The 20893-nt window shown below is 60.6% G+C and carries 16 protein-coding genes; 8 read left to right on the top strand and 8 right to left on the bottom strand.

From position 1 onward, the window contains the following. Nucleotides 1–358 precede the first annotated feature (358 nt). Entirely contained in the window at nucleotides 359–1645 is a 1287-nt protein-coding gene (locus tag ORL50_RS26035) for an OprD family porin (RefSeq protein WP_266019250.1), read from the bottom strand. A 382-nt stretch (nucleotides 1646–2027) separates the two neighbouring features. On the opposite strand from ORL50_RS26035, the gene ORL50_RS26040 reads away from it, so the two are divergent. Next, complete coding sequence (locus ORL50_RS26040) at nucleotides 2028–4121, top strand: TonB-dependent receptor (RefSeq protein WP_266019251.1); 2094 nt, start codon at nucleotides 2028–2030, stop codon at nucleotides 4119–4121. A gap of 228 nt (nucleotides 4122–4349) precedes the next feature. Here the strand turns inward: ORL50_RS26040 and ORL50_RS26045 are convergent, their stop codons facing one another. From ORL50_RS26045 to ORL50_RS26060, 4 genes are all read right to left on the bottom strand, one after another. After that, complete coding sequence (locus ORL50_RS26045) at nucleotides 4350–4562, bottom strand: HAD family hydrolase (protein WP_266019252.1); 213 nt, start codon at nucleotides 4560–4562, stop codon at nucleotides 4350–4352. A 244-nt stretch (nucleotides 4563–4806) separates the two neighbouring features. Continuing rightward, nucleotides 4807–5913, bottom strand: coding sequence for an agmatine deiminase (gene aguA, locus ORL50_RS26050; protein ID WP_266019253.1), 1107 nt, complete (start codon nucleotides 5911–5913; stop codon nucleotides 4807–4809). 5 nt (nucleotides 5914–5918) lie between these two features. After that, entirely contained in the window at nucleotides 5919–6797 is an 879-nt protein-coding gene (gene aguB, locus ORL50_RS26055) for an N-carbamoylputrescine amidase (RefSeq protein WP_266019255.1), read from the bottom strand. A gap of 319 nt (nucleotides 6798–7116) precedes the next feature. After that, entirely contained in the window at nucleotides 7117–10029 is a 2913-nt protein-coding gene (locus ORL50_RS26060) for an aminotransferase (RefSeq protein ID WP_266019257.1), read from the bottom strand. Between the two features lie 143 nt (nucleotides 10030–10172). On the opposite strand from ORL50_RS26060, the gene ORL50_RS26065 reads away from it, so the two are divergent. From ORL50_RS26065 to ORL50_RS26075, 3 genes are read left to right on the top strand one after another with little or no spacing between them, the layout of a single operon-like run. Beyond that, nucleotides 10173–11981: a sensor histidine kinase gene (locus tag ORL50_RS26065; protein ID WP_266019258.1), complete on the top strand. Its 1809-nt coding sequence runs from the start codon at nucleotides 10173–10175 to the stop codon at nucleotides 11979–11981. Beyond that, complete coding sequence (locus ORL50_RS26070; RefSeq protein WP_266019260.1) at nucleotides 11978–13372, top strand: sigma-54-dependent transcriptional regulator; 1395 nt, start codon at nucleotides 11978–11980, stop codon at nucleotides 13370–13372. The genes ORL50_RS26065 and ORL50_RS26070 overlap by 4 nt, the downstream gene beginning before the upstream one ends. A gap of 39 nt (nucleotides 13373–13411) precedes the next feature. Beyond that, nucleotides 13412–13867: a thioesterase domain-containing protein gene (locus ORL50_RS26075; protein ID WP_266019262.1), complete on the top strand. Its 456-nt coding sequence runs from the start codon at nucleotides 13412–13414 to the stop codon at nucleotides 13865–13867. Nucleotides 13868–13889: 22 nt separating this feature from the next. Here the strand turns inward: ORL50_RS26075 and cysQ are convergent, their stop codons facing one another. Together cysQ and nudE are read right to left on the bottom strand one after the other, a co-directional pair. Continuing rightward, nucleotides 13890–14717 (bottom strand): 3'(2'),5'-bisphosphate nucleotidase CysQ, encoded by an 828-nt coding sequence (gene cysQ, locus ORL50_RS26080; RefSeq protein WP_266019263.1) that lies wholly within the window; start codon nucleotides 14715–14717, stop codon nucleotides 13890–13892. Further along, nucleotides 14714–15280, bottom strand: coding sequence for an ADP compounds hydrolase NudE (gene nudE, locus ORL50_RS26085; protein ID WP_266019265.1), 567 nt, complete (start codon nucleotides 15278–15280; stop codon nucleotides 14714–14716). Before nudE ends, cysQ begins: the two co-directional genes overlap by 4 nt. A 90-nt stretch (nucleotides 15281–15370) precedes the next feature. Here nudE and yrfG point away from each other — a divergent pair, with 90 nt between their 5' ends. Continuing rightward, nucleotides 15371–16033 carry a GMP/IMP nucleotidase gene (gene yrfG / locus ORL50_RS26090; RefSeq protein ID WP_266019267.1) on the top strand — a complete coding sequence of 221 codons (663 nt, stop codon included), beginning with the start codon at nucleotides 15371–15373 and terminating at the stop codon, nucleotides 16031–16033. A 105-nt stretch (nucleotides 16034–16138) separates the two neighbouring features. Here the strand turns inward: yrfG and lysM are convergent, their stop codons facing one another. Beyond that, the gene (gene lysM, locus ORL50_RS26095) at nucleotides 16139–16588 is read right to left on the bottom strand and encodes a peptidoglycan-binding protein LysM (RefSeq protein WP_266019269.1); all 450 of its coding nucleotides are present in this window, start codon (nucleotides 16586–16588) and stop codon (nucleotides 16139–16141) included. 138 nt (nucleotides 16589–16726) lie between these two features. Here lysM and ORL50_RS26100 point away from each other — a divergent pair, with 138 nt between their 5' ends. The 3 genes from ORL50_RS26100 to ORL50_RS26110 all read left to right on the top strand — a co-directional run bounded on the left by ORL50_RS26100 (nucleotide 16727) and on the right by ORL50_RS26110 (nucleotide 20890). Next, the gene (locus tag ORL50_RS26100; protein ID WP_266019271.1) at nucleotides 16727–17614 is read left to right on the top strand and encodes a LysR family transcriptional regulator; all 888 of its coding nucleotides are present in this window, start codon (nucleotides 16727–16729) and stop codon (nucleotides 17612–17614) included. Nucleotides 17615–17705: 91 nt separating this feature from the next. Beyond that, on the top strand, nucleotides 17706–18545 hold the full coding sequence (fdhD, locus tag ORL50_RS26105) for a formate dehydrogenase accessory sulfurtransferase FdhD (RefSeq protein ID WP_266019273.1): 840 nt from the start codon (nucleotides 17706–17708) through the stop codon (nucleotides 18543–18545). Continuing rightward, complete coding sequence (locus tag ORL50_RS26110; protein ID WP_266019275.1) at nucleotides 18542–20890, top strand: FdhF/YdeP family oxidoreductase; 2349 nt, start codon at nucleotides 18542–18544, stop codon at nucleotides 20888–20890. Before fdhD ends, ORL50_RS26110 begins: the two co-directional genes overlap by 4 nt. Nucleotides 20891–20893 lie beyond the last annotated feature (3 nt).

Raw genomic sequence — 20893 nt, forward strand, 5'->3', positions numbered from 1 at the left:
TCCTACTGCAATTGGCGGTAATTATGGCTGGCCAATAATTATTGCCCAGCCATAAAAATCACTAAACCTCGAAGCTCCCTTCGTAGCGTCTGAATTCATTGCTGTCACGAACCAGCAATTGCATCAGTTTTGGACGTCCTGATCATTTGTACGTTTTTTGAGCAGAAAAGGCTTCACTCATGTCGCCAGTGTAGACATGAGCCCATAACGTGTCGCCGCCGACGACATGTTGGCGAAACGTGTTCTCGAAAGCCGGTTTCGACGACATGACACTCCCCCAGACAAAAATCTCCCACCCAGAAATAAAAAAACCCCGAACCAGTCGGGGTTTTTTCACACACGAAAACTCAAATCAGCATCAGAAGATGTTGATCGGGTAATCCACAAACACACGCACTTCGTTGCCGCTGACGTTGTACTCGCTCGACTTCTGCGAGACACGCAAGATCGAGCTGCGCAGTTTCACGCTGAGGTCTTTAGCCGGGCCGCTTTGGACGACGTATTTGAACTGGTTGAAGATTTCGCGCTCGGTACCGCCTTCGCTGGTGGAAGTGGTGATGTTGTCACCGCGCACGTAGGCGAAGTTGTAGCTCAGGCCTGGCACGCCGAAGGTGCCGAAGTCGAGGCCGTAGCCCAGCTGCCAGCTGCGTTCGTCTTCAGCGTTGAAGTCGGACCAGTAGGAGTTCGCCAGGTAGATGGTGTTACCGCCGTCGCCAACACGACCTTGGCCGCGCTGATAGCCGCCGTAGGCGTAGCCCAGGTTGCTGTCGCCGGTGCTGCGCTGGTGGGCGATGGTGAACGAGTGCGGGCCGGTGGCGAAAGTCGCCGCCAGGCTCCAGATCTTGTTATCGTCGCCGGTGGCGCCGCTGTCACGGACGTAGGAATCTTCCAGCTTGGTGCGATAGCCGTTGAAGTCCAGGGTCAGGGACTGATCTTTGTCGATCGGGAATACGTAGTTGGCGTTGAGGTACTGTTTCTTCAACACGTCTTCAACGTCGGACGCGTAGACCGCTGCCTTGAATTGCTCGGTGAACTGGTAGCTACCGCCCAGGACGTTGATCGACTTCAGGCCACCGCTGTCACGACCTTCAGCGCTCTTGCGCGATTCGGCAGTAAAACGGCCGGCGTTCAGCTCGAGGCCCTTGATCTCCTTGGAGGTGATCAGGGTGCCGGTGTAGCTTTCCGGCAGCAGGCGTGAGTTGTCGTAGTTCAGCACCGGCAGGGCCGGCATCTGGTCGCCGTAAGTCAGCGTGGTGCTGGAGAGACGGAATTTGACCGCTGCGCCGCCTTTGGACAGGTCATCCGCCGCGTTGCCGCTGGCACCTTGTTTAAAGAAGTCGATACCGCCAGCGCCGCTGCGGCCTTTGCCGCCATCCAGGCGCAGTGCGTACAGACCGAAGGCGTCAACACCGACACCAATGGTGCCTTGGGTGAAGCCGGACGAGAAAGTGCCGATGGCCGCTTGGCCCCACTCGGCCTTGTCCGGGTTGCCATCTTTGTAATCACGATTGATGTAGGCATTGCGCAGCAGCACTTTGAGGCTGCTGTCTTCAACAAAACCCTTGGACTCGGCCTGGTCGTTAGCCATGGCCTGTGTAGCGCTCAACATCCCCAGAGCGATCAGGCTGATTCGCTTATTCAACATTTTGTTCTTTTCCTTATTACCGGTTGATACGCGCTGTGCCGAACGGCTGAAACGGCGCTGTTGCGCTCTTTTTTCAACGCAAAACAAAAAGGCCCGCCCACGAGAAATCGAGGCGGGCCTTTTATTATTTTGTCAGTCATGGCGGTTGGCCACAGGCGTTGGGGCGAATCCTAGCCGCGCCCATAACTATGTGTCAATTTCAAGAATCGTCTGTAAATAGGCGAAAAAAGTCTAAGGAATCATCAATGTATGATTTTTGACATGATTGGTAACAATCGGGCGTCGGAACTTATCAGGAATAAATATCGGAAGTAAATAGCACGCATTATCATTCGCGCCGTTTTAGCTCCATCCCAAAAAATCCTACGGACGCGTTCATTAAATGCCTGCCCCTCTTCGCCTTGTGCCCTTCAGCTTGGGTCTTTCAGCTGTGCTTTCTGCCGGTTTTTCCTACGCCGCACCTACCACTTTACCGGCGACTTCCATCAGCGCCGAAGCTGAAGCCGATGATCCGCGAGTGAAGGAAACCAGCACGGCGACCCGCACGGCGACACCGGTGCGTTACGTTCCCCAGGCCATCGACTCGGTAAAAACCGCGAACGTGATGGACTACGGTACCAACGACCTGGGCACTGCCCTTAGCGGCATTCCGAACGTCAGCAGTGGCGCCGACACTCGGTTCGACAGCCTGCGCATTCGGGGTTTCGACGCCAGTAACGACTTTTACCTGGACGGCATTCGCGACGACAGCCAGTACGTGCGCGACCTGCACAATATTGAAAAGATTGAGGTACTCAAGGGCCCGGCAGCGGTGCTGTATGGCCGTGGTAGCCAGGGCGGGATCGTCAATCGGGTCAGCAAGCAGCCTGAATTCGGGCGCCGCTCCACCATCGAAGCCCAGGGTGGCAGCGAAGATCTGCGCAGCCTGTACGCCGACCTGAGCACTGATCCAACCGACAACATCAGCCTGCGCCTGAACATGGGCAACATGGACGAGAACAGCTTCCGCGATGGCGTCAGCGGCAACCGTCAACTGTTCGCGCCATCGATGAGCTGGCAGCTGACGCCGGACCTCAACTGGCTGGTGCAGTACGAATACAGCCGTTACAACCGCACTCCGGATCGCGGCATTCCCGGGGTGAACGGGCGTCCGGCGGATGTAGGCCGGGATACGACCTACGGCAGTGATCACGATTTCATCGACGACAAATCGCAATCCCTACGTTCAAAACTCAGTTATGAACTGAGCGACAACTGGCAACTGCGCCACACCCTTGGCGTGTTCAAGCTCAACAGCGATTTTGATAACACCTACCAGACCGGCTACAACTCGACGACCAATCAGGTCACCCGCCAGCATTGGCAACAGGACCTGAGCACTCGTAACGTTTTCAACAACGTCGAGCTGGAAGGTGGATTCGATACTTTCGGCCTGGAGCACCGTTTGCTCACAGGTATTGAAATTGGCAGTCAGCGCCGCGATCCGACGCTGTACAACGCGGCGACTTCGGGGCCAGGAAGCTCCCCGGTGCCGGCACTCGATCTGTTTAATCCCAACCGTGAATTGCGCCATACCGGGCGCATGCAGGTGTCGAGCAACAACCACACCGAAGTCGAAAGCCGCGCGGTGTACGTGCAGGATCAGCTGCGCCTGAACGATCAATGGCAGATTCTGGCCGGTCTGCGCTACGACACCTTCGACATCGAATCGACCAACCAGCTGCGGGACATTTCCGAAGACCGTGACAGCCACAGCACCAGCCCGCGCGTTGGACTGGTGTGGACCCCGCTGCAGAATCATTCCTTCTACGCGTCCTGGAGCAAGACCTTTTCGCCAGTGGGTGGCGGGTTGATCGGCATTACTCCAGGTGCCACCGGTAACGGCAATGACCTGAGCCCGGAGCTGACCAAGCAGAAAGAGATCGGCGTGAAGTCCGATTGGCTCGACGATCGACTGAGCACCACGCTGGCGATCTACGAACTGGAACTCTACAACCGCCGCACCAGCGACCCACTGGATCCGACCATCACCCTGCTTACCGGCAAACAGCGCTCCCGCGGGATCGAGCTGACAGGCACGGGCCGGATTATCGGTAACTGGTATGTGCGCGGTGGCGTGGGCATCCAGGATGCAACGGTCGAGAAGGACAACAACGGTTTCGAAGGCAATCGCATCAGTGACGTCGCCAAGCGCAATGGCAGCCTGTTCGTGACCTGGAAACCGGAGATGGGTTGGTACGCGGAGACCGGTTTGACGTTGGTGGGTGATCGCTATGCCGACAACCTCAACACAGTGATGCTGCCAGGCTATGGCCGCTGGGATGCGTTGGCCGGGTTCCGGCAGAAGGATTGGGATTTGCGTGCGGCGTTGAACAATATTGCGGACAAGGAATATTACGAGTCGGCGACCAGTCAGTATCAGATTCAGCCGGGGGCGCCACGGAGCCTGGTTGTGACCGGAACCTACAGCTTCTGATCACCGCACAACCTTGTAGCAGCTGCCGAAGGCTGCGTTCGGCTGCGCAGCAGTCGCAAGGACCAGACCCACTGCGGTTTGTCTGAAGAATGCAGATACACGGTTTACGACTGCTTCGCAGCCGAACGCAGCCTTCGGCAGCTGCTACAGGTGGTCGGCGACCTTTGGATTTGGCAAAAAAAAGCGCCGCCATCCCGGCAGCGCTTTTATCAATCCGTTGTTTTCTTCTTATCCTTCCATCACATCCCACAACGCTTCCAGTTCCGCTTCGCTGAATAAACCAGCGGGGTAGCGCTCGATCATCATCCGGCGCGGATCAGGTTCCCTGATCTGACGCGTTCCATTGGATTTCAACCAGTGCGCCAGGAGCTGGAGCGATTCGTTATTGACTGCCAGGGGATGCGACGCCTGCTCGCTCAATACGTTTACTTCGGCGTTCATCTCCGCGCTCTCTCCCGGTTTGTGAGCGGCTAACTTATCCAAGGTTTGTGACAGAACATCGCAGTTCTCTCCTCCCTGTTTAACCCAATGATCGATACAAGAGCTGTGCCAATGTGTTGGCGTTTGCGATAAGTGGATACAAAAAGGCCCGCAGTCCTGATGGGCTGCGGGCCTCGCGTATCGGTAAACAGCGAATCCACTGAGTCAAAAAATTTTCAGTTAACTCAATCTGTTACAACCTCACTCATTCGATGTGCGGCGCCGGCTGCTGTTGGGTAAGGCAGTGAATGTTGCCGCCGCCCAGTAACAGTTCACGGCCGGGCACCATCACCACTTCATGCTGAGGGAACAGGCTCTGCAGGATTTCCCGCGCAGGACCATCCAACGGATCGTCGAAGCTCGGGGCGATGATGCCGCCGTTGACGATCAGGAAGTTCACGTAGGAACCGGCGAGCCGCACGGTAGGATTCCGTTCCTGGGTGCCGTCGACCGGATCCACGCCCGCGCACTCTTCCTCAGTCGCATACAGCGGCCCAGGAATCGGCATTTTGTGCACCGTGAATGGGCGTCCCTTGGCATCAGTGGCACTTTCCAGCACTTTCATCGCAGCCTGGCAGCGCGGGTAGTTCGGGTCCTGCGGGTCGTCGGTCCAGGCCAGCAGCACTTCACCTGGCCGGATGTAGCAGCAGAAGTTATCCACATGACCATCGGTTTCGTCGTTGAACAAACCGTCCGGCAGCCAGATGATTTTATCCACAGCCAGGTTGGCGCTGAGCACCGCTTCGATTTCAGCGCGGTCCAGGTGTGGATTACGGTTGCGATTGAGCAGGCACTCTTCAGTGGTGATCAGCGTACCTTCGCCGTCGACATGAATCGAACCGCCTTCCAGCACAAAGCCTTCGGTGCGATAGCGCGGGCTGCGCTCGATCTCGAGGATCTTGCCGCCCACCTGCGAGTCGCGGTTCCACGGGGAATAAAGGCCGCCGTCGAAGCCGCCCCAGGAATTGAAGTCCCAGTTCACTCCGCGAACTTCGCCGCTGTTATTGATCACAAAAGTAGGACCGGTGTCGCGGACCCAGGCGTCGTCGCTGGACATCTCGACCACACGGATATTCGGCACATCCAGGCGCGCACGGGCGTTTTCATACTGGCCGGCGGATACCGCCACGGTCACCGGCTCGAAACGGGCGATGGCCTTGGCCACTGCCACATGGGCGGCTTGCGCGGGTTTGCCGCCCAGACGCCAGTTGTCCGGGCGCTCTGGCCAGATCATCCAGGTTTGGGTTTGTGGCGCCCATTCGGCCGGCATGTGAAAGCCATCGGCGCGGGGCGTGCTGTTTAAAGTGGTCATGACGATCAGGACTCCAAGGCACCGTCTAAGGTTTTGATAGCACCATACAGGTTCGGGCGGCGGTCACGGAAGGAGCCCCACGCACTGCGGGTATGTTCCAGCTGGTCGAGGTCGAAACTGTGGACCAGTACGCCTTCTTCCGTTTCGTTAAGTTCCTGGACCTTTTCGCCGAACTGGTTGGCGATAAACGAAGAGCCGTAGAAGGTGATGTCGTACCCGTCCTGCTCCTCATTGCCAATGCGGTTGCTGGCGATCAGTGGCATCAGGTTGGCGCCGGCATGGCCTTGCTGCACGCGCTGCCAGTGGTCGCGCGAAGAAATGGTTTTGTCGTGCGGTTCGCTACCGATGGCCGTCGGGTAGAACAGGATTTCCGCACCCTGCAGCGCCATGCTGCGCGCGCACTCGGGGAACCACTGGTCCCAGCAGATGCCCACGCCGATTTTCGCGTAGCGGGTGTTCCACACCTTGAAGCCGGTATCGCCCGGGTTGAAGTAGTACTTTTCATGGTAGCCAGGGCCGTCCGGGATGTGGCTTTTCCGATAAATCCCGAGGTTGCTGCCGTCTGCGTCGATGATCGCGATGCTGTTGAAACGCGCGCGGCCGGCCAGTTCGTAGAAGCTGATTGGCAGCACGACTTGCAGTTCCCTGGCGACTTTCTGGAAGTGCTTGATGGCGACGTTGTCTGCAACGGTGGTAGCCAGTTGCAGGTAATCCGCGTTTGGCTTCTGACAGAAGTACGGCGCCTCGAACAGCTCCTGGATCAGGATGATCTGCGCGCCCTTGGCTGCAGCCTCGCGGACCAGCTTTTCAGCGTTTTCGAGGTTGGCCTCAAGGTCCCAGGAACAAGCCATCTGGGTAGCGGCGACGGTAACGATACGACTCATGAATCATCTCCTGGGCAAGCGGCTGGGGTCGAGTGTGACAGCGACCCGTGACAGAAATCGGAAGCCCAGGCGAAGTTGCACCATGCCGAGGCGATGGCGACTTTATAACCGATAAAAATCGGCTTTAGAAGCAGAGATTTGTAGTTCTGCCGAATTTATATCCTTTAAAGCCGATAAGAATCGGTATTACTTGCCGATCCCCAATCCCGTAGGAGCTGCCGAGTGCAACGAGGCTGCGATCTTTTGATCTTAAAAACAAAATCAAAACATCGCAGCCTCGTTGCACTCGACAGCTCCTACACAGCAATGGGCATCAGGTTCAAAGGCCCTCTGCAAGCACCTTCGAAAGCATATCCACAAAGAAATCCACACTCCTGCGCGAAGTCACCATCGGCGGCTTGATCTTCAGCACGTTCAAATAATCCCCTGTCGGCTGCATGAAAATGCCCAACTCGCGCAGTCGATCACACAGCGCCGTAGTCTCCTGCGTCGCCGGCTCCAGCGTCTCGCGGTTACGAATCAGCTCCACCCCAAGATAAAACCCGGAACCATGCACCGCCCCCACCAGCGGATGAATATCGATCAAGGCCTCAAGACGTTCCTTGAAATACCCACCCACGACCTGGGCGTTCTCCCAGAGTTTTTCCTCCTCCATCACATCCAGCACTGCCATGCCGACCTGGCAGCTCACCGGACTGCCCCCGGCGGATGAGAAGAAATAGCCCTCGGCCTCCAGCGCCTCGGCGATTTCCCGGCGAGTGATCACCGCACCCAACGGCTGCCCGTTGCCCATGCCCTTGGCCATGGTGATGATGTCCGGCACCACGCCCTGCTCTTCAAAACCCCAGAAGAAATGGCCCATGCGCCCGTAGCCAACCTGCACTTCATCGGCGATGCACACGCCCCCCTGAGCGCGCACCAGGGCGTAGACCTGTTTCAGATAACCCGGTGGCAGGGAGATCCCGCCGGCGTTGCCATAGACCGGTTCGCAAATAAACCCGGCGAGCTGGCGCTGCTGCGCAGCGATTTTCGCCAGGTTATGCTCGACGCTACGCACGTAGTCGGGAGCGCTGTCGGGACCACGGAATTCGCCACGATAGGTGTTCGGCGCAGTCACTGGGTGCACCCAGTCCGGACGGCTGCTCAGGGCTTGCGGATTGTCGGCAATCGATGTCGAAACCGCGTCCGCACCGACTGTCCAGCCGTGATAGGCCTCCAGCACGCTCAGCATGTCGCGCCCGCCGCTGTAAGCCCACGCCAGGCGGATGGCCAGGTCATTGGCCTCGCTGCCGCTGTTGACCAGGAACACCCGGTCCATGGAGTCCGGCGCCAGCTTCAGCAACCGCTCGGAAAACTCGGCGACCGCCGCGTAGTTGAATCGTGAGTTGGTATTGAGCAGCGACCACTGGCGACTGGCGACCGCTGCCATGCGCGGGTGCCCATGCCCCAGGACGGCGACATTGTTGAGCATGTCGAGATAGGAGCGGCCCTGCATGTCGATCAGGTGATTACGCCAGCCGCGCTCGATGCGCGGCGGGTCAACGTAATAGTGTTTTTGCGTGCGGGCGAAACTGGCGTCGCGACGCGCCAGCAGGGTCTGCGAGTCGAGCTCATGCTCAGCATCGCAGGCCAGCCCGAGCAGACTCGCCGGCGACGGGCATAGCGCCTGCCAGGCGGCAGCACGAGAAGGCGTACAGAACAACGGCGCATTTAACGAAGCGCCGCGGCACAGTTGCACCCGCAACGGCCCGCTCACCGAACCCAGCACCTGGCCTTTGACCAGCGCCGCGCCAGTGTGCAGCGAAGGCTTGACGCCCCACAGTCGCAGGCTCAGCTGCGGACCGTCGAGCTGCAGCACACCCGCTTCGGGTTCATGCACCATGCCGGCAAATGGCGACTCGACTGCCGTGCCCATGGGCACTCTTAACTCGACGTGCAGCGGGCAAGTGTCCGGCTCGCTGGACGAATCCGGCTGGGTGCGCGACAGGCGATATTGCCCGTAGCGACTGGCCGCCAGCTCATGCACTGCGGCGGCCTCGTCCAGCAATCGCTGATCAATCCCCGGCTGGTCCCAGTTACCGGCTTCGAAATGTGGACTCAGGACGCCCAGGTCGATCAGGGCGAATTCGCGCCCGACCAAGCCCGGCAGCAGCGGCGCAAAACCTTCACTGCCAATGCCCGGCAAGTGCTGGCCAACCGCAGACAGGATCGCCGCCTCCATCAATTCCAACGGCAAGGACGTGGCCACACGAAAGATTTCCCACTCGTGGGTCAGGTTGTCACGGCTGTAGGCATTGCCCGGGTCGATACTCACCTGCTGCTCGCCACTGAGCACCAGCACGGCGGCACGGGCGACGATCAGCGGCCACAGCGCCAGCAGTTCTTCGTGGGTCAGTGGATTCACCGAGTGATACGCCTGCACTGCCGGCAGGATATAAAACGGATCGCCAGCGGCATGGTGCAGCAACGCTGCGCAGGTCACCGACAGATCGGTGATGCGCCAGGTGCGGATCAGGTCGCCGAAGTCGATCACGCCCTGCAACTGCCAGACGCGATCGTCATCGCGTTGCCAGACCACGTTGTCGTCGGTGATGTCCATGTGGATGGCCTGCACCGGGAGCTTGTCCACCAGAGGCTGCAGGTGCCGCTCGGCGCGTTCGGCGACATCGGCGATTTGCCGACGCTGGCTGTCATCCTTGATCACCGGCAGCAAGTGCGCGATCAGCGAGTTAGCGTGACGGGCGTCCCATTGCAGCGTGCGAGTCAGGCCGGGATGCTCGAAGCCGGCCAGCGCCAGATCCATTTCGCCGCAAAGCCGCCCGAACCCGGCGACCACTGCCCCAGGCAGATGATCGAGGTCTGTCAGCGGCTGGCCTTCGATATACCCCAGCAGGCGCACATGCACGGTCTGATCGGCCACTTGCAGGGTCAGCAAATCGGCGCCGGTCCTCGCGGTTATGACCTTTGGCACCTGCACCATGGCATGTTCGGCCAGGTGCCTGAGGCCTGCATGCTGGGCTTGCAGCTCTTCTAAAGCGTAGTCGCCGCGGCAGATTTTCAGGACAAAACGGCCCTGATCGCTGTCCACGCGGTAGTTGAGATCCTGCTGGCTGCCCAGGGCGTGCAGCTTTCCAGTCAACCCGTAATGCTCTTCGAGCAGCTCGAGCGCAAGCTCGGCAGGCACTTGTGGGCTAGGTAAACTGGCGCGATGAATCAACGTGGCGAGCGGCATACAACAACCCCTGAGAATTTGATCAGGCGCTTATATCGCCACTGCTCGGGGCGATACGCAACCCCCTTGAATGACACACCCCTCGCGCCATCCGGCACTTTGCGCAAGAATGCCGACCATCAACGCTACAGGCGCTCGACCTCATGACTCCGACTCTCCCCCGCAGACCCCGCTGGCGCAGCCTTGCATTGCTCGCGCTATGCCTGGCGCCGCTGCTGTGGCCGCTGGAGCATCTGGCCGAACGCTATTACCGCAGCGAACTGGCCGGGCAGAACCGTCAGACCCTGGATCTATACGTAGCCAACCTGCTGGGTACCCTGCACCGTTATGAGGTGCTGCCGCAGATCCTCGGCGAGCTTCCCGCCCTGCGCGCCGTTCTCGGCGCGCCGGACGACGGAGTCACCCAGGGCAACGCCAACCGCCTGCTGAAAAACATCAGCGCGCAGACCGGCGCCGAAGTCATGTACCTGATGGACACCACCGGCAAAACCCTGGCGGCGTCCAACTGGGACAAACACGACAGCTTTGTCGGGCGTAATTTCTCCTTCCGGCCGTACTTCAGCGAAGCCATGGCCGGACGGCTCGGGCGTTTCTTCGGCCTGGGCACGACGTCGGCCAAGCGCGGCTATTTTTTCGCCGCGGCCGTTCGTCAAGGCGAAAAGGTCATCGGCGTGCTGGTGGTCAAGGTCGACCTGGACCACACCGAAAGCCTGTGGGGCAATACCCCGGAACAACTGCTGGCGACCGATCACAACGGCGTGGTCATCCTCACCTCACGGCCGGAATGGCGCTTTCGTTCGACTCGAACGTTGAGTGAGGCGGAGAACAAGGCCATCACGGCGATCCAACCCTATCCCACTCGTGATCCCCAGCCACTGAAGCTCAACCCCGACGCATGGCTGACTCAATCCCGACAGATCGACGAGACGGGCTGGACGGTCAACATCCTCGCACCGCGTACCCTGATCGACCGACCAGTGCGTACGGTCGTGGCCATCGGCGGCGCCACCCTGCTGGTGTTGATGCTGCTGCTCGGCCTGATGATGCAGCGTCGGCGCCATTACCTGGAGCGCATCGCGTTCGAAGCCAAAGCCCGCCGCGAACTCGAAGGCCGGGTAGCCGAGCGCACCAGTGACCTGGAAGGCCTCAACCGGCGCCTCAAGGAAGAAGTGCTGGAGCGCGAGCAGGCCCAGCAGGAGCTGGTGCGCGCCCAGGACGACCTGGTGCAGGCCGGCAAGCTGTCGGCGCTGGGCACAATGTCCGCCAGCATCAGTCACGAGTTGAACCAGCCCCTGGCGGCGATTCGCAGCTACGCGGAAAACGCCGAGGTGCTGCTTGATCACCAGCGCACCGACGACGCCCGCGGCAACCTCAAGCTGATCAGTGAGCTGACCGCGCGCATGGCCTCGATCATCGCTCACCTGCGCGCGTTCGCCCGCCGCGACCGTCATGCGCCGGAAAGTGTCGCCCTGCAACCGGCGCTGGACGACGCGCTGGCCCTGCTCGCCAAGCGTCGCCGCAGCATGGAGGTCGAACTGATCCGCGATTTGCCGGCCGCCACCTTGTGGGTCGAAGCCGGAGAAACTCGCCTGCGCCAGGTGCTGGGCAATTTACTGGCGAACGCCCTGGACGCACTCACGGAAAAAGGCCCGCCGCGTAAGCTGTGGTTGAGTGCCCAATCCACTGCTGACAGCGTCACCCTGTACATTCGCGACAACGGCCCGGGTTTTTGCATGGAAGCCCTGGGCCGCGCCAGCGAACCTTTCTACACCACCAAGACCCGCACCCAGGGCCTTGGGTTGGGGCTGGCGATCTGCGAAACATTGATGCGCGCTTTCGGTGGCGAACTGTCGTTCGCCAACCACAAGGAAGGCGGCGCCCTAATCACCTTGAAGTTGCGCGCAGGCGCACCGGGCGTAAGCCTGCAACCGTCCGAGGACCGAAGCGCATGACCATCGACAACCGCATCCAGGTGGTGTTGATCGACGACGATCCTCACTTGCGCCAGGCGCTGAGCCAGACGCTGGACCTGGCCGGGCTGAAGATCCTGCCACTGGCTGAAGCCAAGGGCTTGGCCGCACAAGTGGAGCGCGACTGGCCCGGCGTGGTGGTCAGCGACATCCGCATGCCGGGCATGGACGGCCTCGAACTGCTGACCGAGCTGCATGGCCAGGATCCAGAGCTGCCGGTGCTGTTGATCACCGGCCACGGCGACGTGCCACTGGCAGTGCAAGCAATGCGCGCCGGGGCCTACGATTTTCTGGAAAAACCTTTTGCCAGCGATGCCTTGCTCGACAGCGTGCGTCGCGCGTTGGCCCTGCGCCGGTTGGTGCTGGATAACCGCAGCCTGCGCCTGGCCCTGAGCGATCGCAACGAGCTGAGCGCCCGCCTGGTCGGGCAGTCGGCGCCAATGTCGCGCCTGCGCGAGCAGATCGGCGCCTTGGCGGCCACCCGGGCGGACGTGTTGATCCTCGGTGAAACCGGTGCGGGCAAGGAAGTGGTCGCCCGCGCGCTGCACGATCTGTCGAGTCGTCGCAACGGGCCATTCGTGGCAATCAATGCCGGCGCCCTGGCTGAATCTGTGGTGGAGAGCGAGCTGTTCGGGCACGAACCCGGCGCGTTCACCGGGGCGCAGAAGCGCCGCATCGGCAAGTTCGAATTCGCCAACGGCGGGACGCTGTTTCTTGATGAAATCGAGAGCATGAGCCTGGATGTGCAGGTCAAACTGCTGCGCCTGCTGCAAGAGCGAGTGGTTGAGCGCCTCGGCGGCAACCAGCAGATCCCGCTGGATATCCGCATCATCGCTGCAACCAAGGAAGACCTGCGCCAATCCGCCGACCAGGGGCGTTTTCGGGCTGACTTGTACTACCGCCTTAACGTAGCGCCGCTGCGCATCCCGCCTCTGCGCGAGCGCGGCGAAGACGCGCTGATGCTGTTCCAGCATTTCGCCAACGAGGCCAGCGCTCGCCACGGCCTGCCGCCCCACGAACTGCAACCGGCTCAACGCGCCCTGCTGCTGCGCCACAGCTGGCCAGGCAACGTGCGCGAACTGCAAAATGCTGCCGAGCGCTTCGCCCTGGGCCTGGAGCTGGCGCTGGACAACAGCGCACCGGATGGCACTTCAGGGACCACGGTGGAGGTGGTTGGCGGGGGGTTGAGCGAGCAGGTGGAAAACTTCGAGAAGAGCCTGATCGCCGCAGAACTCGCGCGCTCCCACAGCTCGGTTCGAAGCTTGGCGGAAGCGCTCGGCATCCCGCGCAAAACCTTGCACGACAAATTGCGCAAGCACGGGCTCAACTTTGCCGACGGTGGCGCCAGCACGGCCACTGACGATCTCGACTGAGCTACCGTTCAATCATCGCCAACCGACCAGAGAACGTTCATGAGCAGCGACAGTCGTCACCTGGAAAGCATCCTCCATCACGACATTCCCCTGACGCGGGACATGGGCCTCAAGGTGCTCGACTGGCACGACCAGCAGTTGCGTCTGCACCTGCCGTTGGAGGCCAACGTCAATCACAAGAGCACGATGTTTGGCGGCAGCCTTTATTGCGGCGCAGTACTGGCGGGTTGGGGCTGGTTGCACCTGCGTCTGCGCGAGGAAGGCATTGAAGACGGGCACATCGTGATTCAGGAGGGACAGATCAGCTATCCGCTGCCGGTAACCATGGACGCGATTGCGATTTGCCAGGCGCCGGGCGCGGCGGTGTGGAAGAAGTTTTTGGCGACGTACCGCCGGTATGGGCGGGCGAGATTGACCCTGCATTCACGGATTGTGAATGCAGGGGGTGCCGAGGATGCAGTCACGTTTACCGGGCAGTACGTGTTGCATCGGTAGCGGCCTGTGTAGGAGCCGGCTCCTACGAGGTTGCCAGCGCGAGCAGTTTTTCGCGCCACGCCGCCTTCGCCGGCAGCGCTACAAAAAACCCGTTCAACAGCGATTCACGGGCTGGATAGCTGAACGTTGCCCCGCTCAGCTCCAGCACCTCTCCCCCCGCACCTTCGAGCACGCCCTGGGCCGCCGCCGTATCCCATTGCGAAGTCGGGGCCAGGCGCGGATAACAATCCGCCGCGCCTTCGGCCAGCAGGCAAAATTTCAATGAGCTGCCGATGTTCGCCAACTCCAGCTCACCCAGGCTGGCGCTCAAGCCTGCGAGCAAGCGCTCCTGCTCCGGGCTCGAATGCCGGCGGCTGGCGACTACGGTGAACGCTTCGCCTGCAGGCGGCACATCGCGAACCTGAATCGCCAAGGGCTCGGCGCCTTTGTCACCACGCCATGACCCAAGCCCTGCGCCACCAACATAAAAGCGCCCGTTGGTCGGCATCGACACCACCCCAAACACCACGCGGCCTTGTTCAATCAGCGCGATGTTGACGGTGAACTCTTCGCTGCCCGAAATGAATTCCTTGGTCCCGTCCAACGGATCGACCAGCCACCAGCGCTGCCAGCCAGCTCGCACGCTTTGCGGGATGTTCGCGTCTTCCTCCGAGAGCACCGGAATACTCGGGTCCAGCGCTGTCAGCCCATCCAGAATCAGGTGGTGAGCCGCCAGGTCTGCGGCGGTGACCGGCGAATCGTCGGCCTTGGCAGTCACGGTCGTATCGGTGCGCCAGAACGGCAAAATGGCGTCGCCTGCCTGCAAGGCCAGTTCGATCACTGGCGCCATCAACGGGTGCGGGAAATTCATGCCAGGTACGCCCCTCGTTGAGTCAGCAGATCGCGGGCCAGATAAAGCGCGGCCAAGGCACGGCCTTCGGTGAATTGCGGATTCTGCGCCAGCGCCGACAGCTCCCGCAGGTTGACCTTGCTCACGCCCATCGGCTCGGGCTCGTCACCCTCCAGGCGCTCTTCGTATAGATCAGTTGCCAGCACTACCTGGATCTTCTGGCTCATGTAGCCGGGCGACAGGGATAACTCGGTGAGGTGCTCAAGCTGTCGCGCGCCATACCCGGCCTCTTCCTTGAGCTCGCGCTCGGCGGCCGCCAGCACGTCCTCCCCGGGCTCGATCAATCCCTTGGGCAAGGACAGTTCATATTCATCGGTGCCGCCGCAGTACTCCTCGACCAGCACCGCATGATCCGCATCCAGCATCGCCACGATCATCACCGCGCCATAGCCGGCGCCCTTGCCGACCAATCGCTCATAAGTACGCTCGACGCCATTGGAAAAGCGCAACTTCAGCTCTTCGACGCAGAACAGGCGACTGGTGGCGACAATCTCGCGGGCGAGGATGGTAGGTTTCTGGCGCATGAGCGGCTCCTGGGTGATAGCGAGTTACTATACCCGGCCTATCCTCAATGTTGACCTCGGATATCCTTTTTACCGTTGGAGAAGTTTTTTATGCCCCTGCTGCCCTGGCATGACATCGACACCGTTTTGCTGGACATGGACGGCACCTTGCTCGACCTGCATTTCGACAACCATTTCTGGCTGGAGCATCTGCCGCAACGCTACGCGCAGCTGCACGGAGTCAGCCGCGCCATGGCTGAGATGGAGTTGCAGCCGCTGTTCGAACGCCACGCCGGACAGCTGCAGTGGTATTGCCTGGACTTCTGGAGCACCGAGCTGAAATTATCGGTTCGCGAGTTGAAATTGGAGACCGCGCACCTCATCGCCCTGCGCCCGGATGCGGACACGTTCCTGGCGGCGATCAAGCGTGCTGGCAAGCGCGTGGTAATGATCACCAATGCCCACCGCGATTCGCTGTCGCTCAAACTTGAGCGAATTGAATTGGCGCCGTATTTCGAACGGCTGATCAGCTCCCACGACTACGGCTTCCCCAAGGAAAACCCACAGTTCTGGGATGCCCTGCAGGCGGACCTCGGTTTCGACCCGGCACGCAGCCTGTTTATCGATGACACCTTGCCGATCCTGCGCAGTGCGCGGGACTTTGGCGTGGCGCACTTGCTCGCGGTGCGGGAGCCCGACAGTCGCAAGGGGCCCAAGGACACTGCTGAATTTGCGGCGGTTGAGGATTATCGGGAGCTGGTTGTCGGGCTTTAGACCGAGGCGACTGCATCGCGAGCAGGCTCACTCCTACAGGGGTTTTCACAAGCTATGCATGTGGCCTGTGGGAGCAAGGCTTGCCCGCGATGACAATCTCAATCCTTACTCGGGAATGCGCAACGACTGCCCTGGATAGATCTTGTTCACATCCTTGAGCATCGGCTTGTTTGCATCAAAGATTTTCTGATACTTGTTGGCGTCGCCATACACCCGCAGGGAAATCGCGCTCAGCGTATCGCCCTTCTCCACCACGACAAACTTCGCAGCGACCATCACTGGCCCGGTCACGGTAATCTGGTCGTCAACACCACTGACGCCCGCCACGTTGCCCAGCGCCAACAGAATCTTCTCTTTCTCTTCCTGGGTGGCGGCTTCACCACTGGCAATCACCTTGTCGCCCTCGACCTTCACCTGGATCTTCGAAGTGTCGATCCCCGTCAGCGCATCCTTGACATGCTTGGTCAGCGCCTCGCTGTTGGCTTCGGCCTTGTCCGGCGTCAGTGCATCGAGGATTTTTTCACCGGCTTCTTTAAGAAAACTGAAAAGGCTCATCGTGTGCTCTCCTTGGTAGTAAAAGGGTCCAGACGCAAAAGCCTAGACCAAGGTTGCACGCTGCGGTTCAAACCCGACCAATGACGCCGCTTCCCGCCAGGGGCTAGAATCGGCCCCTTCCTGCGCCCTGGAGCGAAGATGGACATCAAGCAGCTGAAATTCCTCATCGCACTCGACGAAACTCGACATTTCGGCCAGGCCGCCGCGCGCTGCCACATCACCCAACCGACCTTGTCGATGCGTTTGCGCAGCCTTGAAGAAGAGCTCGAATTACCCTTGGTCAACCGCGGCCAACGATTCGAAGGTTTTACCGCTCCGGGCGAGCGAGTGCTGGCGTGGGCGCGCACAGTACTGGCGGCCTACGACGGACTGCAGGCCGAGGCGGCGGCCTGCCGCGGCAACCTGGTCGGCACCCTGCGCCTGGGGGTGGTGCCGTTGTCGAGTTTCGATCCATTGCCACTGATGCAGCGCCTGCATGCCGAACACCCGAATCTGCGCTTCGAGTTGTCGGCCCTCAGCTCCGAGCAAATCCTTGAACAACTGGCAAACAATCGCCTGGACCTCGGCGTGTCTTACCTTGAACGCCTCGACGGTGAACGCTTCGACTCCCTGGCCTTCAGCGAAACCCGCATGGGCCTGCTCTATGATCAGCGCTTCTACAATTTCGGCGAGGCACCGCTGAGTTGGGAGTCGTTGGTCGAACTGCCCCTGGGCATGCTCACCAGTGGCATGCACTTTCGCCAGTCCATCGACCACAATTTCCACAGTCGCGGCCTGAGCCCGCGACCTCTGCTGCAGACCGACGCCGTTCATCAACTGTTACAAGCTGTGCACGGTGGTTTGTGTTGCGCCGTGATGCCGCTGGACGGCGGCCTGGAAAACCTCACTGACCATTTGCGCCTGCAACCCATTGAAAACGCCCAGACTCTGGCGCGCCTGGGGTTGATCATGCGGCGTACCGCGCCTCGGTCGGCCCTGGCCGAAGCGTGTTTTGCGATCTATCAGAAATCATCCAGCGACGCTTGATCGACGCCATCTATCGGTAGATCAGTAATAGCGATTAGACGCGACCGTTTGACGCGCCTAGGCTTAAAGCTGATCAAACCGTGGTGATGCCATGAACGCCAAGCGCCCAGCCTGCGCGGCGCCTGCCCTCGAAACGCCCGCGCCTGCTGCGAGTCAGACCTACAGCTATAGCAACCTCGATGAGTCCGGATCGGCCAATACCGAGCTGGCCGAGGAAGTCGCGCTGGCGATTGCCTACAACGGCATCAGCCAGGCCGTGATGCTGGTGACCCCTACCGACCTGGAAGACTTCATCGTCGGCTTCAGCCTCGGCAGCGGCATCATCAAGGACCCTGCCGACATCTACGACCTGCAGCTCAGCGGCTCGGGTTCGGCGCAGTACGCACAAGTCACCATCGCCAACCGCGCATTCTGGAACCTCAAGCAGCAACGCCGGCAACTGGCTGGAACCAGCGGTTGCGGGCTGTGCGGAGTGGAGGCGGTCGAGCAGGCACTGCCCGACCTGAAGGTATTACCAGGCGCCCCACTGCCTCCGGTTGCATGGCTAGACGGCCTGCGCCAGCGCATCGGCGCATTCCAGCCGCTTGGCCAACATTGCGGCGCGGTCCATGCAGCAGTGTTCATGAATGATCGGGGAGAGTTGCTGCTGGGCCGCGAAGACATTGGCCGGCATAACGCCCTCGACAAGCTGATTGGCGGACTGATTCGCCAGAACATCCCGATCGGCGCAGGACTGGCGATAGTCACCAGCCGTTGCAGCCTCGAATTGATCCAGAAAGTGTTGCGCGCAGGTATCCAGACCCTGGTCAGCCTGTCCTCGCCTACGGGCCTTGCCGTGCAGTGGGCGCGCCGCCACAACCTCAATCTCATCCACCTGCCGCAGAAAAGTGCGCCGCGGGTCTACAGCCCTGCGATGGAGAACCTAGCGTGAGCCAACATCATCAAGCCGACCAGAAACCCGTCCCCCGCTACAAGCCTTACAAAGGCCCGGCCGGTGGCTGGGGCGCGCTGATCAGTGTGGCCCAGGCGTGGCTGACCAGCGACAACGCGCTGAAGAACCTGCGCATGATGCTCAAGACCAACCAAAACGGTGGATTCGATTGCCCAGGTTGCGCCTGGGGCGATTCGCCAGAAAGCGGCATGGTGAAGTTCTGCGAGAACGGCGCCAAGGCGGTGAACTGGGAAGCGACCAAACGCCGGGTGGATGCCGGCTTCTTCGCCAAGCACAGCGTCAGTTCGCTGCTGGAGCAGAGCGACTACTGGCTGGAGTATCAAGGCCGCCTGACCGAACCGATGAGCTACAACGCCGAAACCGATCGCTACCAGCCCATTAGCTGGGAAGCTGCGTTCGCCCTGATCGGCAAACATCTACAGGGCCTGTCGACCCCGGATCAAGCCGAGTTCTATACCTCGGGCCGCGCCAGCAACGAGGCCGCCTACCTGTATCAATTGTTCGTGCGCGCCTATGGCACCAATAACTTCCCAGATTGTTCGAACATGTGCCACGAGGCCAGTGGCGTGGCGTTGGCACAGAGTGTCGGCGTGGGTAAAGGCACGGTGACTTTCGACGATTTCGAACACGCCGATGCGATATTCGTCTGGGGCCAGAACCCTGGCACCAACCATCCGCGGATGCTTGAGCCGTTGCGTGAAGCGGTCAAGCGCGGCGCCCAGGTGGTGTGCGTCAACCCATTAAAAGAGCGCGGGCTGGAACGCTTCCAGCACCCGCAACACCCGATCGAAATGCTCACCAATGGCGACAAGCCGACCAACACCGCGTACTTCCGTCCGGCACTCGGTGGCGACATGGCCTTGCTGCGCGGCATGGCCAAATTCCTCCTGCAGTGGGAGCGTGACGCGCAGAAGAGTGGCGGGCCAGCGGTGTTCGACCACGACTTCCTGAATGAACACAGCGTCAACGTGCTGGAATATCTCGGCGCCATCGACGACACCCCATGGGAGCAGATCGTCGAGCAATCCGGCCTCGCGCTGGTAGAGATCGAGCAAGCGGCGCGCATGTACGCTTCGGGCAAGAACGTCATCATGTGCTGGGCGATGGGCATTACCCAGCACCGTCACTCGGTGCCGACTATCCAGGAAATCGCCAACCTGATGCTGCTGCGCGGCAACATCGGCCGCCCAGGCGCAGGCCTGTGCCCGGTGCGCGGCCACAGCAACGTGCAAGGCGACCGGACCATGGGCATCAACGAACGTCCGCCGGTGACGTTCCTCGACTCCCTCGAGCGCCGCTTCCAATTCAAGGTGCCGCGCGAGAACGGCCACAACGTGGTCGAGGCGATCCACGCGATGGCCGAAGGTCGCGCCAAGGTCTTCATCGGCCTGGGCGGCAACTTTGCCCAGGCGACGCCGGACAGCCCGCGTACTTTCAAGGCCCTGAGCAACTGCGACCTGACTGTGCAGATCAGCACCAAGCTCAACCGCAGCCATCTGGCGCACGGCAAGGAAGCACTGATCCTGCCGTGCCTGGGTCGCACCGATATCGATATCCAGACTGAAGGCCCGCAGGCGGTCACTGTTGAAGATTCGTTCAGCATGGTCCACGCCTCCAACGGCCAGCTGCAACCGTTGTCGAACCAGATGCGCTCGGAGCCATCGATTATCGCTGGTATCGCCGCCGCTACCTTGGGCAGCCAGCCGGTGGACTGGAACTGGCTGGTGGCCGACTACGACCGCATTCGCGACCTGATCGCCGACACTATCCCAGGCTTCAAGGACTTCAACGAAAAAGTGAAGAATCCGGGCGGTTTCTACTTGGGCAACAGCGCCGGTGCGCGTAAATGGAATACTCCGTCGGGCCGGGCCAACTTCCGACCGAATATCCTGCCCAAGGACCTGGTCCACGAACGCACCCGCGCCACAGGCGTGTTGCCAGACCTGATCATGCAGTCGATGCGGTCCCACGATCAGTACAACACCACGATCTACGGGCTTGATGACCGGTATCGCGGGGTCAAGGGCCAGCGTGACGTGCTGTTCGTCAACGAAGCGGACATCATCCGCCTGGGCTTCAAGCCAGGGCAGAAAGCTGACATTGTGTCGATCTGGGACGATGGGCGTGAGCGTCGGGTGAAGGGCTTTACGCTGCTGGCGTTTGATATTCCGGCGGGGCAGGCAGCCGCTTATTATCCAGAGGTGAATCCACTGGTGCCGTTGGAGAGCACCGGGGATGGCAGTCACACTCCGACTTCGAAGTTCGTGGCGATTCGGTTGGAAGCGGCGAGCGATACCGGCTTGATCATGGCCAAGTCTGCGTAGCCG

Source organism: Pseudomonas sp. RIT-562 (genome assembly GCF_026241895.1).
GTDB classification, from domain to species: domain Bacteria; phylum Pseudomonadota; class Gammaproteobacteria; order Pseudomonadales; family Pseudomonadaceae; genus Aquipseudomonas; species Aquipseudomonas mandelii_F.

Excerpts from the sequence above, each read along its gene's own strand:
- cysQ (WP_266019263.1), bottom strand. The coding sequence starts at position 14,717 with ATGAATTTCCCGCACCCGTTGATGGCGCCAGTGATCGAACTGGCCTTG.
- yrfG (WP_266019267.1), top strand. The coding sequence starts at position 15,371 with ATGCCCCTGCTGCCCTGGCATGACATCGACACCGTTTTGCTGGACATG.
- nudE (WP_266019265.1), bottom strand. The coding sequence starts at position 15,280 with ATGCGCCAGAAACCTACCATCCTCGCCCGCGAGATTGTCGCCACCAGT.
- ORL50_RS26075 (WP_266019262.1), top strand. The coding sequence starts at position 13,412 with ATGAGCAGCGACAGTCGTCACCTGGAAAGCATCCTCCATCACGACATT.
- ORL50_RS26070 (WP_266019260.1), top strand. The coding sequence starts at position 11,978 with ATGACCATCGACAACCGCATCCAGGTGGTGTTGATCGACGACGATCCT.
- ORL50_RS26100 (WP_266019271.1), top strand. The coding sequence starts at position 16,727 with ATGGACATCAAGCAGCTGAAATTCCTCATCGCACTCGACGAAACTCGA.
- ORL50_RS26035 (WP_266019250.1), bottom strand. The coding sequence starts at position 1,645 with ATGTTGAATAAGCGAATCAGCCTGATCGCTCTGGGGATGTTGAGCGCT.
- aguB (WP_266019255.1), bottom strand. The coding sequence starts at position 6,797 with ATGAGTCGTATCGTTACCGTCGCCGCTACCCAGATGGCTTGTTCCTGG.
- aguA (WP_266019253.1), bottom strand. The coding sequence starts at position 5,913 with ATGACCACTTTAAACAGCACGCCCCGCGCCGATGGCTTTCACATGCCG.
- ORL50_RS26045 (WP_266019252.1), bottom strand. The coding sequence starts at position 4,562 with ATGAACGCCGAAGTAAACGTATTGAGCGAGCAGGCGTCGCATCCCCTG.
- ORL50_RS26040 (WP_266019251.1), top strand. The coding sequence starts at position 2,028 with ATGCCTGCCCCTCTTCGCCTTGTGCCCTTCAGCTTGGGTCTTTCAGCT.
- fdhD (WP_266019273.1), top strand. The coding sequence starts at position 17,706 with ATGAACGCCAAGCGCCCAGCCTGCGCGGCGCCTGCCCTCGAAACGCCC.
- ORL50_RS26065 (WP_266019258.1), top strand. The coding sequence starts at position 10,173 with ATGACTCCGACTCTCCCCCGCAGACCCCGCTGGCGCAGCCTTGCATTG.
- ORL50_RS26060 (WP_266019257.1), bottom strand. The coding sequence starts at position 10,029 with ATGCCGCTCGCCACGTTGATTCATCGCGCCAGTTTACCTAGCCCACAA.
- lysM (WP_266019269.1), bottom strand. The coding sequence starts at position 16,588 with ATGAGCCTTTTCAGTTTTCTTAAAGAAGCCGGTGAAAAAATCCTCGAT.